We start from the raw sequence: 25380 nt of genomic DNA on the forward strand, positions 1-25380 counted from the left end.
CCAGAACCACTGCCCTGGCCCTTTCGACATGCTATTGCACCACCAGACGCTTGGCAATCAGGCCCTGGGCAGTGCGCAGCTGCACGGTGTACACGCCGGGGGTGAGGCCTTGCAGGCTCAGGCTGCGCTGATTGCCGGTCAGGGTCTGGTGCCGCACCACTTGGCCCAGGGAGTTCACCACTACCGTTTCTACCGACTGTTGCCGCAGGCTGGCGGGCAGTAGCACGCTCACGGCGTCGCGGGCGGGGTTGGGGTAGAGGGCTACCTGCTCGCGCAGGGCAGCCGGGGCCGTAGCCAGCACGCTGCCGGCGCTGAGCACCAGCGTAAAGCGCGGGGCCTGGAGGCCGTCGGCGGTGGTGCTGAACGCGTAGCGGGGCTGGGCACTCAGGTCGGTGAGCTGGCCGGTCTGCGCGTCGCGCAGGTAGGCCTTCACGCCGGCCGGCAGGTTCAGCAGCTGAGCGGCGTGCAGGGTGTAGGTGCCCGCCCGGGGCACGCGTACCGTCAGGGCCAGCTCCGTGGTCGTGGCCGCATCCAGGGAAGGCAGGCCGCTGATGCTCATTTCCTCGGTGCCAGCCAGCAAAGCCAGGGACAGGCCCGAGCGTACGGGGAACTTCACGGCGTCAAACTTGGCGTCGAAGCCGGCAGTAGCGCCTTGCTCCCAGTAGGCGTAGGCGGCATCGGCCTGGTTCTGGCCCAGCAGCTCCAGCTGCACCAGGGGGCGCTGCTCGGCGGTGCCGCGCTGGAAGGCGGGGCTGGCGTATGAAGTCAGACGGGCATCGTTGCTGAAGGTGAGGGAGCCGGTAGTGCCGGGGGTAGTCACCCGCACAAAGAAGCCCTGGCCCACGGCAATGTTCTGCCCCCCGAAGGGCACCCCATTCACGAAGGAGCTATACGTGCCGCTGTACTGACCCGAGGAGGCAAAAATGTACACGGCCCCATCCAGGCCCGCCGCCCCACTCTGGTACAAAGCCGACCAGTCGATGGGGGAAGGGTAGGGGTTGCCGAGCAGGTGCCAGCCGGAGCTGCCCACGTCGGTGGTGGAGCGGGTGAGGCCGGTTTGGGCAAGGGTGCCGTTGTTGAGCGTACCCACGAAGTCTACCTGGGCCGTACCGGGCAGGTTTACGCTGTAGCCGCGGCCGGGCTCCAGGGTGCTGCCCAGACTGGCCGGCGAAAGCCAGCCCTTGCTGAACGGGGCCAGCGCCGTAGCCGGGCTGCTGGCGAGGCGGCTTTCGTCGTAGGCAAACACCGTGGGGTAGGGCTGCACGCTGCCGGGCGTGAGCGAGGAATTGTAGCCGGGGTTTACCACGGGCACGAAACCACTGGTCGCCAGATCGGCCACCGTGGTGCCGGTTACCGGCGAGGCGTAGTGGCGGTAGCCCAGGCCGTTGTTGCTCGACGTGATAGTGCGCTGCACGGTGGCCGCGCCGCTCACCGCGCCGCCGCTGTTCACCACGTGGGCCGTGCCCGCGTCGTTGGAGAGCAGGGTGAGGTTGCCGTTGGAAGTCAGGTTGCCGTTGAGCTGCAGCACGCGCTGCACCTGCACCGGTCCGCCCGCCAGCACTCCGGCCGGCCCCGCCGTCAGGTTCTGGAACTTGGTGAGGGAGCCGCTGATGGTTTGGGCCGCGGCCCCGCTGAAGCGCACTTCGCCGGTGCCGGCCCCATCGGTGCTGCCGCCGTTGTTGGTGAAGGAGCCATTCACCGTCAGTACGCCGCCGTTGGCCGTGAAGAGGGAAGCCCCGCTGCCCAGGGTCACGTTAGCCGCCTGTTGGGCATTGCTTACTACGGGGTCATTCGCCACGTTGGGAATGACGACGTTGCTGGTGGCCGTGGGCACCTGCGCCGGGCTCCAGTTGCCGGCTACGCCCCAGTCAGAGCTGAGGGCCCCGGTCCAGGTCAGGTCGCCAGACAGCACCGGAGCCGCTTCCAGAAAGGCGGCCAGGCCCGTGAGGTTGGAGCCCGCCCCGATGCGGCCCACCAGAGAGGCGGCCCCGCTGGCCAGATTCACGGTGTACAGGTTGTCCGTTGTGGCGCTGGCGGGCGTGGCCACCAGGTAAGCCGTATTCACGGGCGTAGCCGGGGAGGTCAGATCCGCGAAAATGTCGAAGTCAACGCCCCCGCTCACCGTAATGCCGGATGCCCCCAGCACCGTATTAGTCCCATCGTTGGGAGAAGTAACGTCGATGAGCTGGTTGGTGCCGGGCTCGTAGGCGTAGAGCTTGGTGCCGGTAGCCGTGTTGTTGTCGTTGTTGGTGTAGGCGGCCGCGTTCAGGCTGCGGCCGGTGGTGCCATCCGTGGTCACGGCGTCGGTACCCAGGGCCGGGTTCAGGCGGAAGTTAGCGCCCCCGGCGCCGGTTACCCGAATCCGGTCCGGCACGGGGTTGAAGTCGAAGCCGATGCCGGCTCCGCTGCTGCCCAGGGCCAGGGCGTTTACGCCGCCCACGGCCGTGAGGGCGCCAGTGGTGGTGTTGAGGGTGTAGAGCTGGCCCTGCTGGGTGGTGGCATTATAGCCCAGGGCGTAGAGCACCCCGGTAGCGGGACGGAAATCCACCCCGGCCAGGGCCTGGCCGGCGCCCAGCCCCGTGATGTTCACGGCCGTGCGAATGACCCCGGGGTTGCCCGAGTCAAACGAGACAAGGTTGCCGCCGGCTACGCCGTAGAGCAGGCGGCCGGTGAGGGCCGCCGAGGCATCGGCCCCGTTCAGGAAGGCCGCTACGTCGCGCACGGCAATGCCCCCGCCAATCACGCCCAGGCTGCTGGTGGTAGCCCCCGGCAGGTTCACCGCGTACAGGGTGCTGAACGCAGCCGGGCTGCCGCTGCCTCCATCCGACACGGCATAGGCCCGGTTTACCTGGGCCGCCGCGTCGAAGTACACGTCCAGGTCGATGTTGGTGCTGCTAGCCCCGGCAAACAGCGCATTAGTATTCACGGCCGTTAGCGTGCCCGCGTTGGGGTTGCTTTGCAGGAAAAGCTGGTTGCGGACCCCGTCGATGTCGTAGAGCTCGGTGCTGGTGGAGCCGGGGTAGGAGTTGGTGTAGGCCACCGCGCCGATGGTGGGCGTCCCCGGGGTACCGTCTCCGAAGTTCAGGCTCCCGTCGGCAATGACCAGGGCGCCATTGTTGGGGTTCAGTCGGTAGTTGGTCGCGTTCAGGCCCGTCACCCGGATGCGGTCCACGGTGGGGTTGAAGTCAAACCCAATGCCGTTTACTTCGGCCGCCGAGCTGCCCAGCTCCAGCCGGATGGCGGTGCCCACCGCCGTAGCCACGCCCGTGGCGCGGTCGATGTTGTACACCTGGGCGTTGGGGCCCGCCGAAGCGGCGTCGTAGCCCAGTCCGAACAGCTGCCCGGTGTTGGGGCGGAAGTCAGTGCCTACCAGCGTCTGACCGGCTGCAATACCCGTGATGGGCGTGGCCGTGTTGATAAACTCCGGCGTACCGGAATAAAAGGACAGTAGGTTGTTGGTGGTGCTTACGGCGTACAGCAGCTGCCCGCTGGGGGCCGGCGTGGTGCGGTCAATCAGCACGGCAATGTCGGTGAGCTGGTCGCTGGCGCCGCCCACGAGGGCCGGAGCCGATACCGCGCCGTTGTCCAGGTTCAGCTGGTAGAGGGTAGAGCGGTCCGGACCGAGGCCGGGGTTGGCCGTGGCCAGCAGATACGCCACGTTGGTGCGGGTACCGTGGTCAAAGTACACGTCGGCATCCACCGCCGAGGCACTGGCGGGGGTGGGCAGGGTGCCCACCGTGTTGAGGATGCCGGCATTGGGCGGGCTTTGGATAAGCAGGCGGCCGGCCAGCTCGTCGAGCACATACAGGGTAGTAGCCGTGCTGCCGATAAAAGAGTTGGTGTAGGCCGCCGTGCCTACCCCGGGGTTCTGGCCCGCGTTGGCATCGGCGGGGGCATAGGCCAGGGTGCCATCGGGCTGCACGCCCGCCAGGGCGGCGTTGCCATCCACAATGGCGCCGGTGGTGGGGTGCAGGCGGTAGTTGGCGTCGTTGGTGCTCACTATCCGGATGCGGTCCACGGTGGGGTTGAAGTCGAAGCCGATGCGCTCGGTGCTGCCGCCCAGCTCCAGGCGGCTGGCGCTGCCCACGGCCGTAGCGGTTCCGGTGCTGCGGCTAAGCACGTAGAGCTGGGCGTTGAGGCCGGCCGTGGCCGCGTCGTAGCCCAGGGCGTACAGCTCCCCGGTGGCGGGCCGGAAGTCGAGGCCCACCAGCTGCTGGCCGCTGGCCACGCCCGCAATGGCCGTGGAGGTAAGCGAGGCGGGCGTGGCGGCCGCGAAGCTCACCAGGCGGGAGTTGTCGGGGCCGGCCAGGCCGTAGATGGTTTGGGCCGAGGCCACGCCGGCCGAAGCCAGCAGCAGCCCCGCGCCCAGCGCCAGGCGGCGGAAGGTGGGGGAGGTTCCCGGAAGGCGCAGCCGTGGCGGGAGTAGGGGTGTTGGCATACTCAACAACGATAAAAGGTGGAAACGACACGCCGCTGATGCCGCCATGCGTGGGTTGCAGTAGCCAACGCACGACGGCCTGAGCGTGAAAATTCCTACGCACCTGGTTGAGCTACCGGATTTCGGAGTTGGATTAAAATCGAGTTAAAAATAATTAATCCGGGGTGGCGGGGGCAGGAGGCTGCCGGAGGACCCGCCGTGGGTCTGGGTTGCTGGGCTTCCCTGCCCATCGTGTCCACCCGTCGTACCTGCCCGTCATGCAGAGCGCAGCGAAGCATCTCGCGCGCTTCGTTGAGGTTACTACCCTAGCGAGATGCTTCGCGGCGCTCGGCAGGACGTTCTTTTGGGTGGGACAAAAAAAGCCCCGCCCGGGGAGCCGGGAGGGGCCTGCAATAGGCGAATAGGGTAACCTAGAGTAGGGCCGGGGCTTAGAGGGCGGCTTTGCGGGTGGTGACTTCCGTGATGAATAGGTTAACCTCCGTTATCTGGGCTTGTACCTGCCGTAGGTCCAGGGCCCGGTTGAGGGCGGCTATGGCCCCGTACACTTGCTGGCCGGCCAGGAGGTTGTCGCGGCGCTGGGTGGCCCGGCGTAGGTTGGCTTCCGTACTCAGGCGGGTTCGGCTACCGGCCGGCAGCGTGTCGATGACGGGGGTCAGGGCGTCAATGATGGCCTTTTGCGCCGCCAAATCGGCGGTAGAGTTGGCCGCGCTTTCGCTGGTTCGGTCGCCTTGGGCAGTCAGCACGGTTTCGCGTACGCCCAAGTCGCGTAGCTCATTCTGAGCCGCGTCCAGTACGGCATCACATTCAGCCGCGGTAGTCAATAGCTCAATGGGGAAAGTAGGCATGGAAATAAGGTAAAAGGTGAAAATTAAATACTGCTGCCTAACGCCCTCGCGCTGCCCTATATTGTATAGCTATATATATTGATTAATGAATAATAATGTGTGGTTCGGTTCCTGGCTTACTGCCGCTTCCCGCGCCTGGATAACCCCGTAGAACGACGCGCATGCCCCGGCCCCTACGTGGCGGCGCGGGCCAGCAGATGGACCAGGGTGGCCGCTTCGGCTTCCAGGGCGGCCAAGCGCACCACCAGCAAAGCCAGCGCCGTATCGGCATCGGGGCGCAGGGCGGGCGCGGGCGGCAGCGTGGCGGCCAGCTCGTCCAGCCAGCGGCGCAAGTGGGCCTGCTCAGCGTGCTCAGCGGCGGCCGGGTCGGCGGGGTGGGGCGTCAGGGCGGTTTCCAGCACCGGCAGGGCCCAGCGCCGCCGCTCGTAGCCCGTGGTGCGGCTGGTTAGCACGTGCAGGTCGCGGCGCAGTAAGGCAAGGCGGCGGGCACACTGGCGCTGCCGCTGCCGGATGGGGCTGGCCGCCAGCCCGGCGGGCAGGGGCAGCTCCGCCCCGAACAAGGCGGCGGGCACGGGCGGGGGCGCGTAGGTTGACGTCGGGGCCGGCGGCCCAAAGCCTTCGGGGGGAGGCAATAGCCGACCCAGCCGCGTGAGGCGCAGCGCTGCCTTGGCCGAAGCCGGCCGCCGCCCGGTTTCCTGGTGACCCACCTGCCCCCGCGACACGCCCAGGTAGCGGGCCAGCTCCTCCTGGGTGAGGCCAAAATGCGCCCGGATGGCGGCTTCCGGAGAAAGCGAGGAAACGGGTTTAGGCATACGGGTTAGGGGGTGTAGCAAAGCCGCAAAAAAAACGCGCCGGTGCTACAACGTTGTAGCGGCTCAAAAATTTTTATTTCGGATTGCTACAGGATGGTAGCAAGGTGAGTTTTTTTTCGAACTAGTGCTACAAGCCAGCCGGTTGCACCTTGGGCCATGGTGCGGCGCGGCCCTCCCATTGCGTTGGTGCTACGCCCCTTAGGCTGCTACGACGCGGCTATTGGGGAGGTGGCAAGTACGTTGGGTGCTTCAACCAACGTGGTAGCCTGCCGCCCGGGCAGGTGGCAGCTTCACGCATAGAGGCGCGAGCTGCATAGCTCGCGCCTCCACAAGAATCTAGGGGTAGCCTGCATAGGCAGGCGTTTAGCTTTCCGCTTCCAGCTCCTCGGCAATGGAGCTAAACTGGGCCAGCGCTGCCTGCAGGTTCTCCAGTATTTCCTGGGCCAATACATCCGGCGCCGGCAGGGAGGCGCTGTCTTCCAGGGTTTCGTCCTTGAGCCAGAAGATGTCCAAGTTCACTTTGTCGCGGGCCAGGAGCTCGTCGTAGGGGAAGGCCTTGAACCGCTCGGTTTCTACCCGCTTATGGATTTCGCCGGGCTGGCCGTAGCACCGCACGAAGTCGTAGAGGTGGGCGCGGGTGAGCGGGTTGGTCTTGAGGGTGAAGTGCTGGTTGGTGCGCAGGTCGTACACCCAGAGCTTGCTGGTGCGGGCGGTTTCGCCCCCGGTCTTCTTGGTGAAGAACAGCACGTTGGCCTTCACGCCCTGGGCGTAGAAGATGCCGGTGGGCAGGCGCAGCAGGGTGTGCACGTCGCAGTCCTTGAGTAGCTTGCGGCGGATGGTTTCGCCGGCCCCGCCCTCGAAGAGCACATTGTCGGGCAGCACCACGGCGCCAGTGCCGTTCACCTTCAGAATGGTGTAGATGTGCTGGAGGAAGTTGAGCTGCTTGTTGCTGGTGGTAGCCACGAAGTCGGTGCGCTCGTAGCTGAGGGCGTCCTTGCTGGTCTGGCCTTCCTCGCTCATCACCGTAATGCTGCTCTTCTTGCCGAAGGGCGGGTTAGCCAGGATGATGTCGAACCGCTCGCCGGAGTCGGAGGCCAGGGAATCCTGGTTGCGGACGGGGCTTTCGAGGCCGCCCACGCCGTGCAGGTAGAGGTTCATGGCCGCCAGGCGCACCACCGAGTCCACGATGTCGAAGCCGTAGAAGGTGTCGTGGCGCAGGGCGCGCTTCTGGTCGCGGTCCATTTCGGCCTCGTAGTGGTGCACGAGGTAGTCGCGGGCCACGAGCAGGAAGCCAGCCGTGCCGCAAGCGGGGTCGCAGATGGTCTGGCCGGGGCGGGGCGCTACCACATCCACCATGGCCTGAATGAGGGGGCGGGGGGTGAAGTACTGACCCGCGCCACCTTTCACGTCTTCGGCATTTTTCTGGAGCAGGCCCTCGTAAATCTCGCCCTTCACGTCGAAGGACATGCCCGACCAGTTTTCCTTGTCGATGAGGGCAATGAGGTGACGCAGGCGGGCGGGGTTCTGAATCTTGTTCTGGGCCTTCTTGAAGATGACGCCCAGCATGCCGGGCTCCTTGCCCAGGTCGGTGAGTAGGTGGCGGTACTGTACCTCCAGCGCGTCGCCTTCGAGGTGGCGCAGGGAGGCCCAGTCCTTATCGGCGGGTACGGCGGGGGCGTTGGGGGAGCCGGCCTGCTCGTCGGCCATCTTGAGGAAGAGCAGGAAGGTGATTTGCTCGACGTAGTCGCCGTAGCCCACGCCGTCGTCGCGCAGCACGGTAGCGTAGTTCCAGACGCGCTGGACGAGTTGAGAAGCCTGGATGTTCATGAGAGAAGAGAAGTAGAGCATTGTTGCGCACTGTTGCGCATTTATCGGACTTTATTGCGCATTACTGCGCAGCAGAGAATAGCGTCTGAACGCTTGTCAGCAGGTTTGACAGTATTTACCGAACACTTACTGAACATTTACTGCACGTTTATTTTTTTTTAGCCAGTGAATAGCGCCGGTTCCGGTTTCCTCCTTCAGGGGTAAGCATACCTGACTGCACCATTTCGTATACCGCCCGCCGTACCGTCTGATAGGAAAGCTCCTCACCCAGGCGCTGATGAATTTCAGCGAGCGAACTACTGGGATACGCCCGCAGGTCTTCTTCCAGCAGCGCTCGGAGCCGGTGCGGCTCAATGGTTTTCAGGGTCGGTTTCACCTGGAGGTTGGCGGCGGCAAATACTTCCGGGTTAAGCACATAGTCGGTGCCCTTCTTCACGCCCTGCGTCTGCACAATTCCCCATTCCACCAACCGGCCTAACCACGTGCGGGTGCGCTCTTCCTGGCGCAGCTGCAGGGCCTGGGTTAGCTCTGTCGCGCTCAGGCGTCGGCGCTGGGCTATCAGGCCAAGCACAATGATTTCTTTCTGCTGGAATGCGTAGTGGCCGGCCAGATAGTCGAGCAGGCGCAGGGTGTCGGCGTCGGGTAGTTGTGATTTGACAGTAACGCGCAGCGAGGTGCCACTGTCATCAAGAACAGGAAGGGGCTTGGCTTCGCGGCTGAGCTGCTCGTAAATCAGGTCATAGCCGGAGCCCTCTCCTTCCATTAGGCCCGTGGCCTGGAACGTGGCCGTGAGGTGCGGATTGCGCCGCATCCGCTCGTGCAGAATGGTAGTGGGCGTCACCCCCAGCGGTAGCCCACCCGGGCTGGTAATTTCCAGCCGGTTGGGGTACACGCCCACAAATACATCAGTGGCGGTGGTGTAGAGGCGGTGGGCAAAGGCGTTGGCCAGCAGCTCGCGCAATACCGCCTCGGGGTAGTGGCGCACCAGCCGGCGTGTGGCCCCGACGGGTATTTCGTGGTAATAGCGTAGCTCCACGGCCTGGGCCAGCAGCTCATCGAGGAGCTGGGCGGGGTTGAGGCGGTGGTCGAGCCAGGTTTCCTTGCGCACCTTCTGCTCCTGCTCGTCATACACCACGTACTGCACCATAAGGCCGTAGCTGAGGCGGGCGCGCTGCGCAGGGGTGCCCAGCCACAGCACCCCCAGGTGTGTGACTTGACCGGCGGGCGTTACCAGGTGGTAGTACTCCAGCAGCTCGGCGTCGGATTTGGTCAGCACAAACGGGCTGGCTTTGGCCGCTGTGCGCACCCGCTCCACGAAGAACCGCGTTTCCCGCGCCGATAAATCAGCCAGCTGTACGTCGGGAATCACTCGGATTTCCCATTGTAGCCCCGTTTTTTCGTACACGAGCCGGTGTAGGTCTTCGCCGGTTACGGGCTGGCATTGGTCGCTGAGGCGGGCGTAGGTGCGGCCATCGGAGGTGGTAGCTACCACGTGCAAGGAGGGCTGCACCGGCAGGCGCAGGTACTGCCCACCGTTCGGTGCGGTCAGCAGCTCCGGGGCGCCGAGGCTGACGTTTACGGCCCGGCTACTGAGCTTTTTCACCAGCTCATTTACCTCGCGCTGGCTTAGCTGCTGCCCGACGGGCGGTTCTTCTTCTTTGTCTTCGATGCCTAGCAGCAGGCTCCCGCCCTGGGCGTTGGCTAGGCACACGCAGGTTTTGGCGAGGTCGTTCAAATCGGGACTGGCCCCAAATGCCTTGCGGTAGCTTTTCTTCTCGTACACATGCGTCTCGTCCATGGTAGCGGCCCGTTTACAGGTTCAAAGCAGTTTGGCCGGACTCCCTGGCCTTGCGCCCGCGCTTGCCCTTGGCGGCGGGCTGGGTGGCTGGCGCATCTTGCAGCCGTTCCAGCAACGCTGCGGCGGGCTCATCGGCAGCATCCTGGGGCACGAGCCGGCCAGTAAAGGCGCGGTGTAGGATGCTCTGGCGCAGCCGCTCGGCGCGGGTCAATTCGGCTGTAATGTTCTTTTCGAGATAATCAATAACGGAGAGGCGACGCTCTACTTCTCTTACGATTTCTGTTTGCTCCTCCAATGATGGTACAGGAACGGCTACTGTTTTAAATCGTCCTAAGCTTACTTTTTGTTGGGCAACACCTTGAGTGATGAATGCTATTTGTACACGCACCAGATGTGCATTAATAGCATAGACATAAAACTCTTTGTTTTCAAGATTAGAATCCAAAGTCCATTTAATGCAATCAGCTGTAATGACGGCATCCGGGCGACCTTCAGGGTATAAACAGGCGTCACCTGGGGGCTCACCCATTTTAGTAATTAGGATATCACCACTCGCTACTTGGTGCGCACGCAACTCTTCTGCTTTAGCAGGAGTGACATATTTCGTTTTAGGGCCACCAAATTTGCCAGACTTAATTTCTCGGACAAATACAAGTGGCACACCTTCTTCTCTATAGTCCGGCACTTTTAAGTTGCTACCAAATGGACCTATTGCCATTGAGTACTTATCTGATGATGCAATTTGCTCAGGACTAGCCCACACCCACCCCTGCGGCAACTCCGGCAGCTCCGACGTATCAGGAGCGGCGGGCTCCTCGTATTTCTTTTTCCAGGCGTCGCCGAGCGGGAGCTGACCGCCGCGCTTGGCGAGCTGGGCGGCTTCCCACTGGGCCCGGCGCTCCGCGCGGATGCGCTGCAACAGGGCCGCGCCCGATTCAGTGGGCTCGGGGTGGGCGGCGCGCCAGGCGCGGGTCAGCTCGCCCGTCACGGCCGCGTGCAGCACCGATTGGCGGTAGCGTTTCAGCTGGGCCTGGGTCTGGCGCAGGGTAGCCACGCCCGCATCCAGGCGGCTGAACAGCTCCTCCAGCTTCGCCACGATGCGGCGCTGCTCGGGGAGGGGAGCTAAGGGGAAAGGTGTGTTCCGAACAATGTCTTGGCTGATGTTTGGCTGAGCACCACCTTTACCTTGTTCAATAAATTCACGTCGAAGCGACAATAAATAGTTAAACGCAAATTTGAGTTCAACCCAAGGTGGCAGGAATATGCCGCAAACAGCTTGATTAGTGGCAGCATCCATTGTCAAAACGCCTACTTTACCAACTGTAGCCCCGTAAAGCGCAATCAATAAAGTGCCTTTTGGAAACAGCTTAGCACTTGAATTTGCTAATGCTTCTTCGCTAATAAACTCGGTGTGTTCTGATACTTCCCCGTCGCCTAATTCGCCAGATTTAATCCAAGGAATGGTTCCAGTGAAGTATGATGGATTACTGCGGCTCGGTGTTCCTCCGCTGCTTGTAGAAGCTATTTGCCCAATCTTAGTCCACACCCAGCCTTTCGGCAATTCCTGATTTTCCTGCATCCTATTGATTCAGCCGATTACGCGGCGAGTACTTCGTTTAATTCTTTCACTACCGGGAGCAGCTCGTCGCCGAACAGGGCGCGGGCGCGGCCGAAGCCGCCGTGGTCCTCGAAGGGGGTGTAGCCGAAATCCTCGGTTTCCACGGTGAGGGAGGTGGTAATGTGGTCCTTCATCATATCGAGCCACTGGCGCTGGGGCTCCGTGAACAGGCGGCCCGCCAGCTGCTGCTGGTGCAGCCACTGCTGGTAGCGCTGCTCCACGGTCAGGGCAAAGGGCTCCAGCACGTCGGTGCGCTCCAGGGCAAACTGCACCAGGTTGATGAGGTTGGTGAGCAGGTTTTTGCTGCCGGTGCTGCTGACGCTGCTGCGCACCCGGGCCTTGTCGAGCCGCTCGTAGGCGTCCCAGAGGTGGGCGGGCGTCAGGTCGGGGCTTTCCAGCTTCAGGGCCTCGGCCAGGTCGCGGAGCTGGCGGTGGGTCAGCTCGCGGCGGCGCCAGGGCTGGTTGTGCAGCACCTGCAAGGCCAGGATTTCGGCGTTGTGCTCTTCGATAAAGGCGCGGAACTTGTCGACCTGCTGCCGGGCCAGCTTCGCGGCGGCCTGCTCGGGCGAAAACCGCTCCCCAAACTCCGACACCAGCACCTCGTCGGGGCTGAGGTGGTCGATGACGAGGTCTTTCTGGGCGTGGAGCTTTTCCAAGATGCTGCGCAGCTCGGGGTTGTCGAAGGGCGCTACGGCGGCCGTGGTCAGCTGCTCTTCGGCTTGGCGGAAGTACTCGGGGGCAGGCTCCACGGGTATTTCCTCGTCCTCGGGCCCCTGGGTAAAGGTGGGCTCCCCGGCCGCAGCGGCCAGCTGGGTGGCTACGTCCTCCACCTTCACCGGGTCCACGGCGTCGTAGAGGCGGCCGGCCAGCTCTTGCACGGTGGCGCCGTGGGCCTGCTGGCTTACCAGGGCCTGTTCGGCGGGCTTGAGCTGCTGGTGCAGGCGGGCCAGGCGCTTGGCCAGGCTTTCCAGGTGCTCGGGCTCGGTGTTGCCGTAGGATACGGCCTTGAGCAGGTCCTTAAAGCTGAGGCCCTTGATCCGCTCGGTGGTGGCGGCGTCCTTTTTCTCGGAGTGCGTCACGCCCACGGCATCTACCAGCACGAAGTGGGTTTTGGCCGTGGCGTCCTCCGTCACGTTTTGCAGGTCGCTGGTGCTGATGATGCGGGTGCCGCGGCCCTTCATCTGGTCGAAGTACACGCGGCTGCGTACGTCGCGCATAAACAGCAGGCACTCCAGCGGGCGGATGTCGGTGCCGGTCGAAATCATGTCGACCGTGACGGCCACGCGGGGCTCAAAGGAGTTGCGGAAGCGCTTGATCAGGTCGTCGGCTTTCTCGCCGGTGGTGCCGTAGGTTATCTTCTTGCAGAAGTCGTTGCCCTTGCCGAATTCCTCGCGCACGATGTCCACGATACGGTCGGCGTGGTCGTCGCTCTTGGCGAAAATCAAGGTTTTGGGCACGATGCTCCGGCCGGGGAAGAGGCGGGTAAACAGCACGTCGCGAAACTCCCGAATGACGGTCCGGATCTGGTTCGGGTTCGTCACCGAGCGGTCGAGCTGGGTGGCGGCGTAGGGCAGGTCGTCGTCGAGGGCTTCCCAGCGCTTCTTGCGGGTGAGGCGCTCCACGTGCTGTACCGGCAGGCCCTTTTCCACCGTGGCCCCCTGCTGCGACACGACGGTGCTGAGCAAGTAAATGTCAGAGCCCACGTTGACGCCGTCCACCACGGCGCGCTCGTGGCTGTACTCCATCACCAGGTTGCGGTTGAAGAAGCCGAAGGTCTGCTTGGCGGGCGTGGCCGTGAGGCCGATGAGGTGGGCGTCGAAGTACTCCAGCACCTGCTGCCACACGTTGTAGATGGAGCGGTGGCACTCGTCAATCACCACAAAGTCGTAGGTCTCGGGCGGAATGGCCGGGTTGTAGGCCACTTCCTTGGGCCGCACCGTGGCCATAGCCGCGGCTGACTCGAAACTCGACTCTTCCTCGTTGCCGGCTTCAAACTCGGCCTCGCCCCGCAGCATGGAGTACAGGCGCTGAATGGTGGTAATGGTGACCTTGCTGACCGAGTCGAGGCGGTTGGAGGTCAGGTTCTGGACGTTGTAGAGGTCGGTGAACTTGCGGCCGTCGTCGGGCGTCACGTACTGCTGAAACTCGGTCAGCGTCTGACGGCCCAGGTTGCCGCGGTCCACCAGAAACAGGATGCGCTTGGCCCCGGCAAACTTGATGAGGCGGTAGATGAGTGATACGGCCGTGAAGGTCTTGCCCGAGCCGGTGGCCATCTGAATCAGGGCCCGGGGCCGGTCGTGCTTAAACGACTCTTCCAGGTTGCGGATGGCTTCTACCTGGCAGTCGCGCAGGCCGGTAGTAGTCAGTGCGGGCAGGCTCTGCAGGCGGCGGCGCAGGGTCGTGTCGCCGTCGGCCAGCCAGGCGCGCAGGGTTTCGGGCCGGTGGAAGCTGAACACGTTGCGGGAACGGGGCTGAGGGTCGCGCCAGTCGCAGAAGCGCACCTCGTCGCCGTTGGCCTCGTAGCCGAAGGGCAGCTGGTCGGCAGCCCGCTGCACAAACTTAGTGGTGCTGGTTAGGTAGCGCACCGTTTGCTCGGCTACGGCCGTGAGGGAGGTGCCCTCGGGCTTGGCCTCGATAATGCCCACCAGCTTGCGGTCTACGAACAGGGCGTAGTCGGCTGGGCCGGTACTGGTCTGGAACTCCCGAATGGCTATGCCCGCACCCGCGCTGAAGTTCTGCTTACCGCTGTCGAAGATGTGCCAGCCCGCAGCCTGGAGCTGCTCATCAATAATCTGGCGGGCGCGTTGCTCGGGGGTAAGCATAGAAAGTAAGATAGGGTAGTCAGGATCCGCTTGGGGCAAGGAAACAAACTTACCGAACGGAAGCCGTAGTACCCACTTTTATTCCGCGGCTTTGTCGCCTGCCCCCACTACCCGCACCGCGTCGCCCACGCGCAGGGTGCCGCCTTGCACGATGCGGGCGGTGAGGCCCCCGTGCCCGCGCATAGCGTTGTAGCCCCCGGGGCCCAGCTCTTCTTCCATGCGGGAGCAGGGGTGGCACTCGCCGGTAATTTCGAGCACCACTTCCTCCCCCAACTGAATGCGGCGGTTTTTCAGGGCCAGCAAATTCAGCCCGCTCACCACCAGGTTGCGGCGCAGGCGGCCGGGGTCCACGGCCTGGGGCAGGCCCAGGTAGCCCGCCACGGCCGCCAGGTGCTCGTACTGGATGAGCGTAATCTGCCGCTTGCCGCCCGGCTTGGGCCGGGCGTGGTCGCCCACGAGGGAGCGGTCGGTTTCCACCATAGCTTCGGTTACGCTGAGCAGGGGCTCCCGCCGGGCCGGGCGCAGGCCAATCCACTCCACGCGGCCGGTTTGGGGCAGGGTCGCCAGCAGCTGGGCAATTTTCGATTTATCGTCGCCGAAGAAAGGGAAAGCCATGTGGTTAATGTGCTAATGTGATTTGAATGTGCTGATGTAGGTTGAATGTGGAAAATGTGGGTCGCTTCGCTAATGTGCTAATGTGATAAATGTGAGGCGCTAATGGGTTAGAAGCTAGAAAACTCCCCTCCTTTTGGAAGGAGGGGTGGCCGGAGGCCGGGGTGGTTGAGCTAGAATTAGAAAGCCAGCGTTAGTTGGTCGTCTATACAGGTTCTTAGCGCGGGCTGTTTAGTAGCTCCAGCTGTCGTTCTGAGGGCGGAACCACCCCGGCCTGCGGCCACCCCTCCTTCAAAAAGGAGGGGTGCTAACTTTTTAGCTTCTAGCCTTAGCCGTTCCCCACATCGATGCATCAGCACCTTAGCACATTTCTTACATTCTCCACCTTAGCCCATTAATCACATTAGCGAAGCGCCCCCACATTAGCACATCAGCCCATTAGCGAAGCGACCCCACATTAGCGAAGCCCATCACCCCCCAATCCAGCGGGCGACGAGGAAGGCGGCGCCGGCGGCCAGGGCCCCGATGCCGGCCATGCGCAGGGCCCCTAGTACGGGCGGCTGGCCGGTGAGGCGGCTTTTCAGGTAGCCAAATACCAGCAGGCAGAGCAGCGTAATCACCGCCGACCAGAGCAGCCCTTCCCGGGGCGTGGCCGTGAAAAAATAGGCCGTGAGGGGCACCAGTCCGCCCAGGGCGTAGGCCAGCCCAATGGTGAGGGCACTTTTGCGGGCCTGCTGGGGGTCGGGCTTTTCCAGGCCCAGCTCATACTTCATCATAAAGCGCACCCACTGGTCGGGGTCGGCGGTGAGTTCTGCTACGGCCTGGGCGCGGGTGGCGGGGGAGAGGCCCATTTCGGCCAGCAGTTCGTCTACCTCGGCGCGCTCCACGTGGGGCACTTCGGCTACTTCGCGGTACTCGCGGGCTAGCTCGGCCTGGTAGTGCTCTACCTCGGTGCGCCCGGCCAGGTAGCCGCCCAGACCCATGGCGATGGAGCCCGCCACAATTTCGGCCAGCCCCGCCGTAATGACCAAGCCCGACGAATCCACCGCTCCGCTCAGGCCCGCGGCCAGGGCAAAGGGCACCGTGAGCCCGTCGGAGAGGCCAATGACGATATCCTGGAGCATGGCCGAGCTGGTGAGGTGCTCCTCGGGGTGCGGGTGCTGGTGCTTCATGGCCGGAAAGTAAGCAGATTCGCTCAACCTCCCCGGAAAGCTTGCGTAAGAAAAGCTCGGCCGCCGCGTATCGTACCCGGCGCCTCTCATTCCCCGAACCCCATCATGGCAACCAAAACCACTGCTCCCAAAAAGCCCGCCGCCCAACAGAAAGCAGCTGCGGCTTCCTCGTCCGCCAATGGCCAGGCCGCTGCCCCCAGCGTGCAGCCCATCCTCAACCAGCAGTTCAACGCTCCCGCGCCCCTGCAGAAGTACGGCACCGTGTCGCAGCGCCTGCCCATCGGCCTCGACGCCAAAACCCGCCAGGAAAGCGTAGATATGCTCAACCAGCTGCTGGCCGATACGTGCTCCATCCGCGACATGTACAAAAAGCACCACTGGCAGGTAGTGGGCCCCACCTTCTACCAGCTGCACCTGCTCTACGATAAGCACTACGAGGAGCAGGATGCCCTGATTGACATGATTGCCGAGCGGATTCAGATCCTGGGCGGCGTGGCCGTAGCCATGGCTGCCGACGTAGCCGAGCTGACTACCATTCCGCGCCCCCCCAAAGACCGCGAAGAAGCTCCCGTGCAGGTGTCGCGCCTGTTGGAGGCCCACCAGATCATCCTCAAGAACTGCCACGACTACGCCAAAAAAGCCGACGACGCCGGCGACGACGGCACCAACGACCTGGTGGTAAGCAATGTGCTGCGCACCAACGAGCTGCAGGTGTGGTTCGTGTCGGAGCACGTGGTGGATACCCCGCTGGCCCGCTCGTAAGGGCGGTTCGCTTACGGCATAGCAAAAAGCCCGGCCATTGAGGTCGGGCTTTCTGCTTTTTTGGGGGCTGCTCAGGCCCGGTGGGCGGCGCGCTTTTCGGCGTGGTTTTCCTCGGCTTCCTCCACCGAGTGCGTTTTGCCTAGGTCGCGGTCGGCCTTGGCTTTTTCGGCCAGCAGGCAGAAGTACTGGTGCAGGAGCTGGATTTCGTGTTCCGTGAAGTCCTGGGCGTTGATGAGGCGGTTGCTGGCGCCCTTGGTGGCCGCCAGCAGCTCGTTCAGCTTCAGGTGCATGACCAGGGAATCCTTGTTTTGGGCGCGCTGGATGAGAAACACCATCAGAAAGGTGATGATGGTGGTGCCGGTATTGATGACGAGCTGCCAGGTTTCGGAGTAGTGAAACAAGGGCCCCGTGACGGCCCACACCAGCACCGTGCCCACGGCCAGGCAGAAAGCCAGGGTAGAGCCAACGAACTGGGTAATGTGTTCGGCCAGGCGGGCAAAAACGGACTTTGGCGCGGGAGTCTGGGGCGTAGGCATACAGCAGAAATAAAGGAAAAAGACAGAGCGAACTGCGGCGGGTAATAACGTGTCGCCGCTCAAAATGCCGAGTTAGCACGCGGGCATGAAAGAAAAATGAATAAAGGGATAGTCAGGGCTTGTGGCTGAGTATGAGCCGCAAGAGTCGGAAAAAGATAGGGTAGTGGCCCCTTTTCCCCAAAAAAAAGCAAGCCAGGCTTGCACTGGTATACCGCAGTGCCTACTTTTGCCCTCGCTTCGCCGCCTCACCGAAGCCGAAAACAACGGTTTTCGCCCTGCTTACCGACTTCGCCTATTCCTTTGCGCACGTGGTGAAACTGGTAGACACGCCATCTTGAGGGGGTGGTGCCTTCGGGTGTGGGAGTTCGAATCTCCCCGCGCGCACGCAAATAGTTACACGTCCCGCTTTGGCCCTGCCGAAGCGGGACGTGTTGTTTTACGTCAGTTCACCCCCGGCAGCTACTCCCGCTCAAAGGGGTTGGCGGGCACTACCAGCAGTACTTTTTCCCGCTCCACGGCCACCGAGCCTGCCACCGCACCTTTGGGCTTGCGCACAAACTTCTTGGGCGTGATGGTAACCGGGCAGAGCGAATCGTTCTTGCGGCGGGAGTACCAGGCGGCCAGCTGCGCGGCGCGCTCCTGCACGGGTTCCGGCACGGGGTGGCCCGGCCGCTGCCGAATCACGACGTGGGAGCCGGTTACGTCTTTGGCGTGCAGCCAGAGGTCGTCCTTGTGGGCGTAGCGCTGGGTGAGCAGGTCGTTATTCTGGGCATTGCGTCCCACCAAGATGGTAAAGCCGCTGTCTTCAAATACTTTGAACGGCAATTCCTGGGTGGGCTTGGCCACGGTGGCGGCATCTAGGCCGTGCTGCTTGCGCCAGGTGCGCAGAGTGCGCAGTTCATCGGCAGGTAAGGCGGCCAATTCCTCCAGGCGCTCCAAGGCCTCCAGCGCTTCGGTCTCGCGACGGTCGGCGCGCTCCTGTAGCTGGCGGGTTTCGAGCTGCTGGTTTTTGGCCTTGCGGTAGAGGTTCTGGGCGGTGCGCTGGGGTGTTTCGGTGGTTTTGAGCTTGATCGTGCGCGTCTCGCCGGTCAAGTAATCTTCGACCTCCACCTGAGCGGCCCCGGGCTGAATGTGGTGCAGGTGGGCCATAATCAGGTCGGCGGTGTGGCGGTAACCGGCCTCGTGCTCCAGGGCATGCAGGCGGCGGCGGGCATGGGCGGCGCTGGTGCTGGCCTCGTCGGCGCGCTTTTCGAGCAGCTGGCGCACCTGGCGCAGCTCCGTCTCGTAGGCCCGGCGGCCCTGCAGCAAGGGCACAAAGCGGCGCAGCGCTGCTATGGGGTTATCAGCCGGCAGCGTGGCTTCTACTTCGCCTACGGGCAGCAAGCTCAGGCGGGTGCGCCCGGCCAGCCGAATCAGGTAGAAAGCGGCGGGCTGCTCCAGCTCCGGTACCACCCGCTGCACCATGGCCCATTTTTCAGCTAAAGGTGCTTCGTTGTAGCCCTGGGCGCGCAGGTACACGGGCGGCAGGTCGCCGAGGCTGGGGTAGGCCTTCAGCGGGTTTGCCTCTGGGCCTTGGCTGGGCACTGTCACCGGGGTTTCTGCCGGAGTTGCAGCCAAGGGGTGCAGCTCCGCATCGGGGCTGTAGCGCTGATGAAACAGCTCGGCCGGGGCATCGGGCGCGGGGCGAAATACGGCGTTGGGACGGGTACTATACAGCTTGAAGAGGAGGGTGGCTCCGCCCCGGAAGTTGAACTGCAGCACGCGGTCCTGGGGCCAGGTCTGCACGGACTCCACGGCCAACCCCAGCAGGCCGGGCAGCAGATCTACCGAGTTCTGACGGGCGCGGTGAAAGGTTTCGGGCAAGGCCAGCAGGGGCCCGGCCGCCGCTAAGTGGGCTTTCAGCCAGAACTCCTGCGTGCCATTGGTCAGACCAATCACCAACTCATCCTTTTCCTGCGAAAAGCACGTGGCTACGGTATAGCCCGCTAGTTGCCGGGTAAGCGCCGGGGCCAATTGCCGCAGAAAGTAATAGTTAATGTGCATAAGTAGAGAAGAGCGGATCAGGCAGCCCGGCTGTTTTTAGCGGGGTAAGCCAAAATTTACGGGAAGAAATAAGGTGTCCTGGGTGGCGGCTGCGGCGAAACGTAACGTGCCGAGCGTACGGATAGTTGACTGCTCTAGTAAGCGGACAGATTCAGCTGAGTACTCGCTACCGTCCTTACTGAACTCTTTGCTAACCAGCGTAGCAGCTAAGGTGCCATCTGGTTTGATAATGAGCTGAAAAACGAACCGTGCGTAAGAGGCGAGGGATTCATACGTTTTAATATTCTGATACACGAAAGCATCCGGCAACCGTATTCGCCCGGATACCGAGTGCAGAAACGCTCGGTACTCCGCCAGCTGCTTGGCCGAATCGGCGGTTTGCCAGTAGCGGGGGAATAGCGCCAGCGCGCGGTAGGTATTAGAGTTGTACGGCGTAACGGGTTTGTGTACAATCAGCGGGGTGCCCGGGCTGGTATACATGCTTTCAGTAGGGCGTTGCGCCCAGCCGGAAAAAGTACAGCCAAGCAGGCTAATTACGAGGTATGCTGGTTTACCAAGCATGACTTTACTTGCCTAACGGTTGGCCGGGCAGAATCTTGCAGGAATTTACACTCGGCCCCACTGCTCTGGGCCCCAGCACTGATATTGCAGGGTTATAGGGCCAACCGCAGCCCGTCGTACGCCAGCCGGATAAACGAAGGCAACGTGGCTTCTACCTCGCGGTGGCGGCCCAGCTGGTGGCTGATGTGGGTGAGGTAAGCCCGCTTGGGCGCCAGGTCCGTGAGGATATCCACGGCTTCCTGCAGGGTGAAGTGCGAAATATGCTTTTCGTGGCGCAGGGCGTTGAGCACAATCACCTCCGAGCCGCGCATCTGCTCCAAAGCCTCGGGCGAGAGGTAGTTGGCGTCCGTCACGTACGTAAAGTTACCGACGCGAAACCCCAGCACCGGCAGCTTGTAGTGGAGGGCACGAATGGGCTCAAACGGCACGCCTTCTACCAGGAAAGTTTCCGTGTCGCTCAGAATGGGCTGCAGCTGCACCTGCGGGATACCCGGGTAGCGGTGCTCGGCGAAGATGTAGGCGTACTCCTGCTTGAGCTGCTCCAGCACCCGGGGCTCGGCGTACACGGGCATGTCCTGCTGCTGGCGGAAGTTGTAGGCCCGAATGTCGTCGAGGCCGGCGGTGTGGTCTTTGTGCTCGTGGGTGAATACCAGCGCATCGAGGTGCTGGATGTACTCGCGCAGAGCCTGCTGGCGGAAGTCGGGGCCCGAGTCGATGATGATGCTTTTGCCCTGTACCTGCAGATGCACCGACACCCGCAGCCGCTTGTCGCGGTAGTCGAGGGAGCGGCACACGGCGCACGGGCACCCAATCACGGGCACCCCCTGCGAGGTGCCGGTTCCGAGGAAGGTAATCTGCATACTGGAAAAATGGGGACTTGGGGTCTTGGGGACTTAGGGTCTTGGTTGACGTTCTGAAAAACAATGTTTCGTTGAACAGATACCAAGACCCCAAGTCCCCAAGACCCCAAGTCCCCGAAAACTAACCTACATACTGCTTCACCACGCGCACCAGGGCGTCGAAATCGAGGGGCTTGGGCAGGTAGTCCGTCACGCCGGCCTCGCGGAACTGCTCCATGGAGTAGTTGTTGGCGTTGCCGGTAATGGCAATAACGGGAATAGCGGCAATGCGCGGGTCAGTGTGCCGACGGATTTCGCGGGTGCACTCCATGCCGTCTTTCACCGGAATGTTGATATCCATCAGTACGCAGTCAATGTCCTGGGACTCGACCTGCTTCATTACTTCGCCGCCGTTCTTGGCGGATACAATTTTATATTTCTGTAATTCCAGAATTTTCTTGGTCAGATTCAGAATTACGGAGCTGTCTTCGGCAATCAGAATCGTCTTATAGTCGGCCATGAGAAAGAAAGAAGTAGGGGATGGGGAGAGGTGAGTGAGCGGGTCTTAGGTAACGGTATTGGCTACGCTACGCCGGTCAGGGTAACGTAGGTTTCTGCAAAATGGCGGAAAAATTCTTGAAGTAGTACAAAGTCCGATTTTACTTGGGATAAATGGCCCTGGCGGATGTCGTGCTCCAGCTTTTTGGCCATTTCCCCTAACTGATTCAGGCCAAGCGTGAAGCCCGTGCCTTTGAGCTGGTGTACGTGGGGTAAAATCTTGGAAAACTGGTCTTCCTGCAGCAGGGCTGCCGATTCTTCCAGCAGCTGACCGGCTTCCTGCTCGAAGTCGGCGTAGAGCTGGGCGGCAAACTCGGCGCCGCCCAGTTCCTGCAACTGCTGCAGGACTTCCACGTCCAGGGCCGCGGCCGCGGCTACTGCGCCCGTAGGCTCGGGCCCGGCTACGGCTACCGGTACGGGGGGCTTTTCGCCCGGGGCGCGCCAGCGGACCAGCACGCTGTACAAGTCCTGCGTTTTCACCGGCTTCGATACGTAGTCGTCCATGCCTTCCTGCACGAAGCGTTCGGCATCTTCCTTCATGGAATAAGCCGTCATGGCCACCACGGGCGGGCACTGGTCGCCCAGCTGCCGCCGAATTTCGCGCATGGCCGTTACCCCGTCCATTTCCGGCATCTGGATGTCCATGAAAATGAGGTCGTAGCGGGTGCCGCCGGTGGCGCGGGCAATGGCCTCGAACCCGTCGCCGGCCACATCAATGCGGCAGCCCAGTTTTTCGAGCAGGCGCTCGGCCACTTTCTGGTTGATGGGGTTGTCGTCGACGAGCAGGACCTGCGGGGCCGTGGCAAACCGCTCAATTTCCAGCTGGCTCCGGTCGCGGGAAGACAGGCGCTGCTGCACAATTTCTTCCTCGTTGAGGGCCACCTGGCAGCTGATCTCAAACCAGAAGGTGCTGCCCTTGCCCAGGCGCGACTCCACCCCAATCTGCCCGCCCAGCATCTCGGCCAGCTGCTTGCTGATGGCCAGGCCCAGGCCCGTGCCGCCAAAGGCTTTGGTGGCGCCGTTGTCGAGCTGGGTGAAGTTGGTGAACAGCAGCTTGGCATTTTCCTCCGTGATGCCGATGCCGGAGTCCTGCACCTCAAACCGCAGCGTGTAGTCGTCCCCGGTTTGGGCGCGGGTGGTCACGGCAATGTGCACCCCGCCCTCGGGCGTGAACTTGATGGCGTTGGAGGTCAGGTTGCTCAGCATCTGCAGCAGGCGCGTTTCATCCGTCCGGATAAAGCGGGGCGTATCCTCGCTCACGTGGTAGGTGAAGAGCAGGTCCTTCTGCTGGGCGCGGTTCGCAAACAGAGAGTGAATCTTGTCGAGCGTGTAATACAGGTCGATGCCAGTGAGGTGAAGCACCAGCTTACCCGCCTGGATTTTCGACAGGTCCAGAATGTCGTTCAGGATGGCCAGCAGCGCGTCCGAGGATTTGCGCAACGTATCCACGTAGTCTTCCTGCTCGGGCGAGGACACCGTCTGATGGAGCAGGTCAATCATGCCAATGATACCGTTCATGGGCGTGCGCAGCTCGTGGCTCATGTTGGCCAGAAACTGCGTTTTGGCGTGCAGAGACGTTTCGGCCTCGTCCTTGGCGCGGCGCAGGTCGTCCTGCATCTGCTTGAGCTCGGAGATGTCGCGCCCAATGCCCTCAGTGCCCGCCACGCCATCCTTCACCCGCCGGGCATTGATGAGCACACTGACCGGGTAGCCGGTTTTGTGGCGCATATCGATTTCGTAGTTGCGCACTTCGTTGAGCTCGGCAATGGCCTTGAGCAGGGCCGCCCGGTCGTTGGCATCCATGTAATAGTCCATGATGGGCGTGCCAATCACCTCCTCCGGGGTGTAGCCCAGCATGTCGTACACCGAGGGGCTGACCAAGGTGAGAATACCCTGTCCGTCGGTGCGGTAGTACACATCCTGGAACGACTCGAAGATGGCGCGGAACTTCTCTTCCTGGGCCACCAGCTCCAGCTGGGAGTTTTTCTTGTCGGTGATGTCGTGGGCAATGCCCGAAATTTCCTCGAACGTGCCATCGTCGAGGTAGATGGGGTTGAGGTAAATCTCGCGCCAGGATTCCTGCCCCCGGGCGTCGCGCAGCTGCACCTCAAAGCGGCGCGGCTGCCCCTGAAAGGCCTTGCGGTAGTTTTCCACGAACGCCGAACGGGGTGCCGAGTCCATCATCGTCACGTCGGCCTGCATCAGGTTCACGTTCAGGGTGGGGTATACGCCGTTGCGCCGCAGGAAATACGCAGCGTAGTTGCGGTTGAAGGAGGTAAGGCGGGCCTGCATATCCACCGACCACATCAAGTGGTTGCCGCTCTCGAAGATGGCGTTCAGGCGGGCGTTCTGCTTGTTGATCTGCACCTCATTGCGCTTGCGCTCAATGGCCAGGGCCACCTGGTTGGAGATAAAGTGCAGAATCTCGATGTCCGAGGAAGCATACGCGTCGGCTTTCTGGTAGTCCTGCACGGCAATGATGCCGATGATCCGCTCGCCCACGCTCAGCGGGGAGCAGAGCATTACCTCGGGCATGGAGCCAAAGGCCGTGATGGTGCCGTTGCTGATCAGGTTCTGCAGATCCTCGCGCAGCAGGTACTGGGGCCGGCCCGTGCGGATGATGTACTCGGAAATACCCGAGGAAAACGGCCGCGACATCAACGCCTTTTCGCCCTGGGTAAACTGGTCGACGAAGTAGGCAAACTGCAGCTGCGTGCGGTCGTCGTCGCAGAGGGCAATGTAGAAGTTGTTGGTTTCAATGATTTTGCTCAGCTCCCGGTGGATGGCCCCGTACAGGGAGTGCAAGTCCTTGGCGCTGATGGCTAGGTTGGCAATGCTGTAGTACACTTTCTGGAGCCGCTCAGCCTTGATGCGCTCCGTGATATCGTGCAGGATGGCGCGGGTAGCCACGGGCTCATCGTCCTGCCAGGAGCAGGAAATGGAGCCGATGAGGTGCACGGGCTTGCCGGTTTTGGTCAGAAACACGGTTTCCAGCTTGTTCACCTTTTCGCCCTTGTACAGGTTGCGCAGCTGGTACATCAGCTTGGCCTTGTAGTAGGGGTGCACTACATCGGCGAGGGTGAGGCTGGGCAGGTCTTCGTCCTCGTAGCCCAGCTTTTCCTTCCAGGCCTTGTTCACGAACAGGAAGCGGTTGTCCACGCTCAGGTTCTGAATCAGGTCGTGGGCATTGTCGAGAAAGTCCTGGAGGCGGTTGCGGTTGTCGCTCAGGGCGCGGGCCGTAATCTGGCGGTCCGTCATGTCGCGGCCCACCAGGAACACGCCCGTAATCTGCTCGGCCGCGTCGTACACAAACTCGGCGTGCCAGAACACCATGCGCTGCTGCCCCGATTTGGTGGGAATGGCCCGCTCGTAGTAGTCCTGCAGGCGCCCGGAGCGCATACTGGCTTCAAACGTTTCGAGACGCATGGACCGCTCCTCGGGCAACGCAAAAAAGTCGTGGTAGAGGCCGCCCAGCACTTCGGCCCGGGTGTACTCGGTGTATTCCAGGAAGTAGTCGTTGACGTCCAGCACCCGGCCATCGGGGGCCAGCAGCACGTAGCTCAGGCCCGCCCGGCTCAGTAGGTCGCGCAGCTGCAGGCGGCTATGCTCCCGCACCAGGGCGGGATTTGGGGTGGGCGGCTGGCCTTCCCCGGTCGACAGGCTGCGCAAGGTGAGCTGCACGCGCGGGCCGGTGGGCAGCTCTACCCGGTGCAGGGTGGTCCAGGTGGTCAGCTCCGAATGGTCGGCCCGGTGCCCCTGCCAGCTTTTAGAAAACGGCTGCCCCGTTTGGGCCGTGGTCAGAATAGCCTGCCGGAGTTCCTCGGCCGACGACCAGGCATTTTCCGGCCCATTTTCCCGGCTGGCCATGAAGCCCACGAGCCCCGAGGAAAGCAGCACCGGTCGGGTGGTGCCCAGCAACCCCAGGGCAGTCCGGTTGCAGTCTACCAGCGTGGCCTGCTCGTCGTAGAGCAGAATAGCATCGTTCGCGCCATCGAAAAGAGCCTGATACAGAGGCTCCTGGTCGGGGGCTGAGGCAGCCAGGGCAGCGGACGGAGGACGGGTGGCCATGCAGGAAAGAAAGGTCAGAAGAGCAGCGTGGGTGAACTGGGCGCTGTGCGGGAGTGGTTGACTGCTTAA

General features: G+C 62.6%; 16 protein-coding genes and 1 tRNA gene. 2 read left to right on the forward strand and 15 right to left on the reverse strand.

Annotated elements, in window-relative coordinates; all coding sequences use genetic code 11:
• Positions 1-31: 31 nt before the first annotated feature.
• The 9 genes from FY528_RS01310 to FY528_RS01350 all read right to left on the reverse strand — a co-directional run bounded on the left by FY528_RS01310 (position 32) and on the right by FY528_RS01350 (position 15944).
• Positions 32-4438, reverse strand: coding sequence for a DUF4394 domain-containing protein (locus FY528_RS01310; RefSeq protein WP_187631946.1), 4407 nt, complete (start codon positions 4436-4438; stop codon positions 32-34).
• A 428-nt stretch (positions 4439-4866) separates the two neighbouring features.
• A complete protein-coding gene (locus FY528_RS01315; RefSeq protein WP_149069181.1) occupies positions 4867-5283 on the reverse strand; it encodes a hypothetical protein in 417 nt (138 codons plus the stop codon).
• Positions 5284-5456: 173 nt separating this feature from the next.
• Positions 5457-6095, reverse strand: a complete 639-nt coding sequence (locus tag FY528_RS01320; protein ID WP_149069182.1) for a helix-turn-helix transcriptional regulator — start codon at positions 6093-6095, stop codon at positions 5457-5459.
• A gap of 363 nt (positions 6096-6458) precedes the next feature.
• Complete coding sequence (locus FY528_RS01325) at positions 6459-7922, reverse strand: class I SAM-dependent DNA methyltransferase (RefSeq protein ID WP_149069183.1); 1464 nt, start codon at positions 7920-7922, stop codon at positions 6459-6461.
• A gap of 148 nt (positions 7923-8070) precedes the next feature.
• Entirely contained in the window at positions 8071-9720 is a 1650-nt protein-coding gene (locus FY528_RS01330) for an ATP-binding protein (RefSeq protein ID WP_149069184.1), read from the reverse strand.
• A gap of 13 nt (positions 9721-9733) precedes the next feature.
• Positions 9734-11299: a restriction endonuclease subunit S gene (locus tag FY528_RS01335; protein WP_149069185.1), complete on the reverse strand. Its 1566-nt coding sequence runs from the start codon at positions 11297-11299 to the stop codon at positions 9734-9736.
• A gap of 17 nt (positions 11300-11316) precedes the next feature.
• Complete coding sequence (locus FY528_RS01340; RefSeq protein WP_149069186.1) at positions 11317-14160, reverse strand: type I restriction endonuclease subunit R; 2844 nt, start codon at positions 14158-14160, stop codon at positions 11317-11319.
• A 78-nt stretch (positions 14161-14238) separates the two neighbouring features.
• Positions 14239-14775 (reverse strand): MOSC domain-containing protein, encoded by a 537-nt coding sequence (locus FY528_RS01345; RefSeq protein WP_149069187.1) that lies wholly within the window; start codon positions 14773-14775, stop codon positions 14239-14241.
• Between the two features lie 467 nt (positions 14776-15242).
• Entirely contained in the window at positions 15243-15944 is a 702-nt protein-coding gene (locus tag FY528_RS01350) for a VIT1/CCC1 transporter family protein (protein WP_149069368.1), read from the reverse strand.
• 105 nt (positions 15945-16049) lie between these two features.
• On the opposite strand from FY528_RS01350, the gene FY528_RS01355 reads away from it, so the two are divergent.
• Entirely contained in the window at positions 16050-16706 is a 657-nt protein-coding gene (locus FY528_RS01355; RefSeq protein ID WP_149069188.1) for a Dps family protein, read from the forward strand.
• 71 nt (positions 16707-16777) lie between these two features.
• Here FY528_RS01355 and FY528_RS01360 read toward each other — a convergent pair whose 3' ends face one another.
• Positions 16778-17242 (reverse strand): low affinity iron permease family protein, encoded by a 465-nt coding sequence (locus FY528_RS01360; RefSeq protein WP_149069189.1) that lies wholly within the window; start codon positions 17240-17242, stop codon positions 16778-16780.
• A gap of 302 nt (positions 17243-17544) precedes the next feature.
• Between FY528_RS01360 and FY528_RS01365 the strand changes: the two genes are divergently transcribed.
• Positions 17545-17626, forward strand: a tRNA-Leu gene (locus FY528_RS01365).
• A 75-nt stretch (positions 17627-17701) separates the two neighbouring features.
• On the opposite strand, the gene FY528_RS01370 is transcribed toward FY528_RS01365, so the two are convergent.
• From FY528_RS01370 to FY528_RS01390, 5 genes are all read right to left on the reverse strand, one after another.
• Complete coding sequence (locus tag FY528_RS01370; protein WP_149069190.1) at positions 17702-19285, reverse strand: NFACT RNA binding domain-containing protein; 1584 nt, start codon at positions 19283-19285, stop codon at positions 17702-17704.
• A 36-nt stretch (positions 19286-19321) separates the two neighbouring features.
• Positions 19322-19846, reverse strand: a complete 525-nt coding sequence (locus FY528_RS01375) for a hypothetical protein (protein WP_149069191.1) — start codon at positions 19844-19846, stop codon at positions 19322-19324.
• Between the two features lie 92 nt (positions 19847-19938).
• Positions 19939-20706: an MBL fold metallo-hydrolase gene (locus FY528_RS01380; RefSeq protein WP_149069192.1), complete on the reverse strand. Its 768-nt coding sequence runs from the start codon at positions 20704-20706 to the stop codon at positions 19939-19941.
• A gap of 121 nt (positions 20707-20827) precedes the next feature.
• Positions 20828-21205 carry a response regulator gene (locus tag FY528_RS01385; RefSeq protein WP_149069193.1) on the reverse strand — a complete coding sequence of 126 codons (378 nt, stop codon included), beginning with the start codon at positions 21203-21205 and terminating at the stop codon, positions 20828-20830.
• A gap of 62 nt (positions 21206-21267) precedes the next feature.
• Entirely contained in the window at positions 21268-25311 is a 4044-nt protein-coding gene (locus tag FY528_RS01390; RefSeq protein ID WP_149069194.1) for a PAS domain S-box protein, read from the reverse strand.
• Positions 25312-25380 lie beyond the last annotated feature (69 nt).

Source organism: Hymenobacter lutimineralis, assembly GCF_008271285.1.
Classification (GTDB): domain Bacteria; phylum Bacteroidota; class Bacteroidia; order Cytophagales; family Hymenobacteraceae; genus Hymenobacter; species Hymenobacter lutimineralis.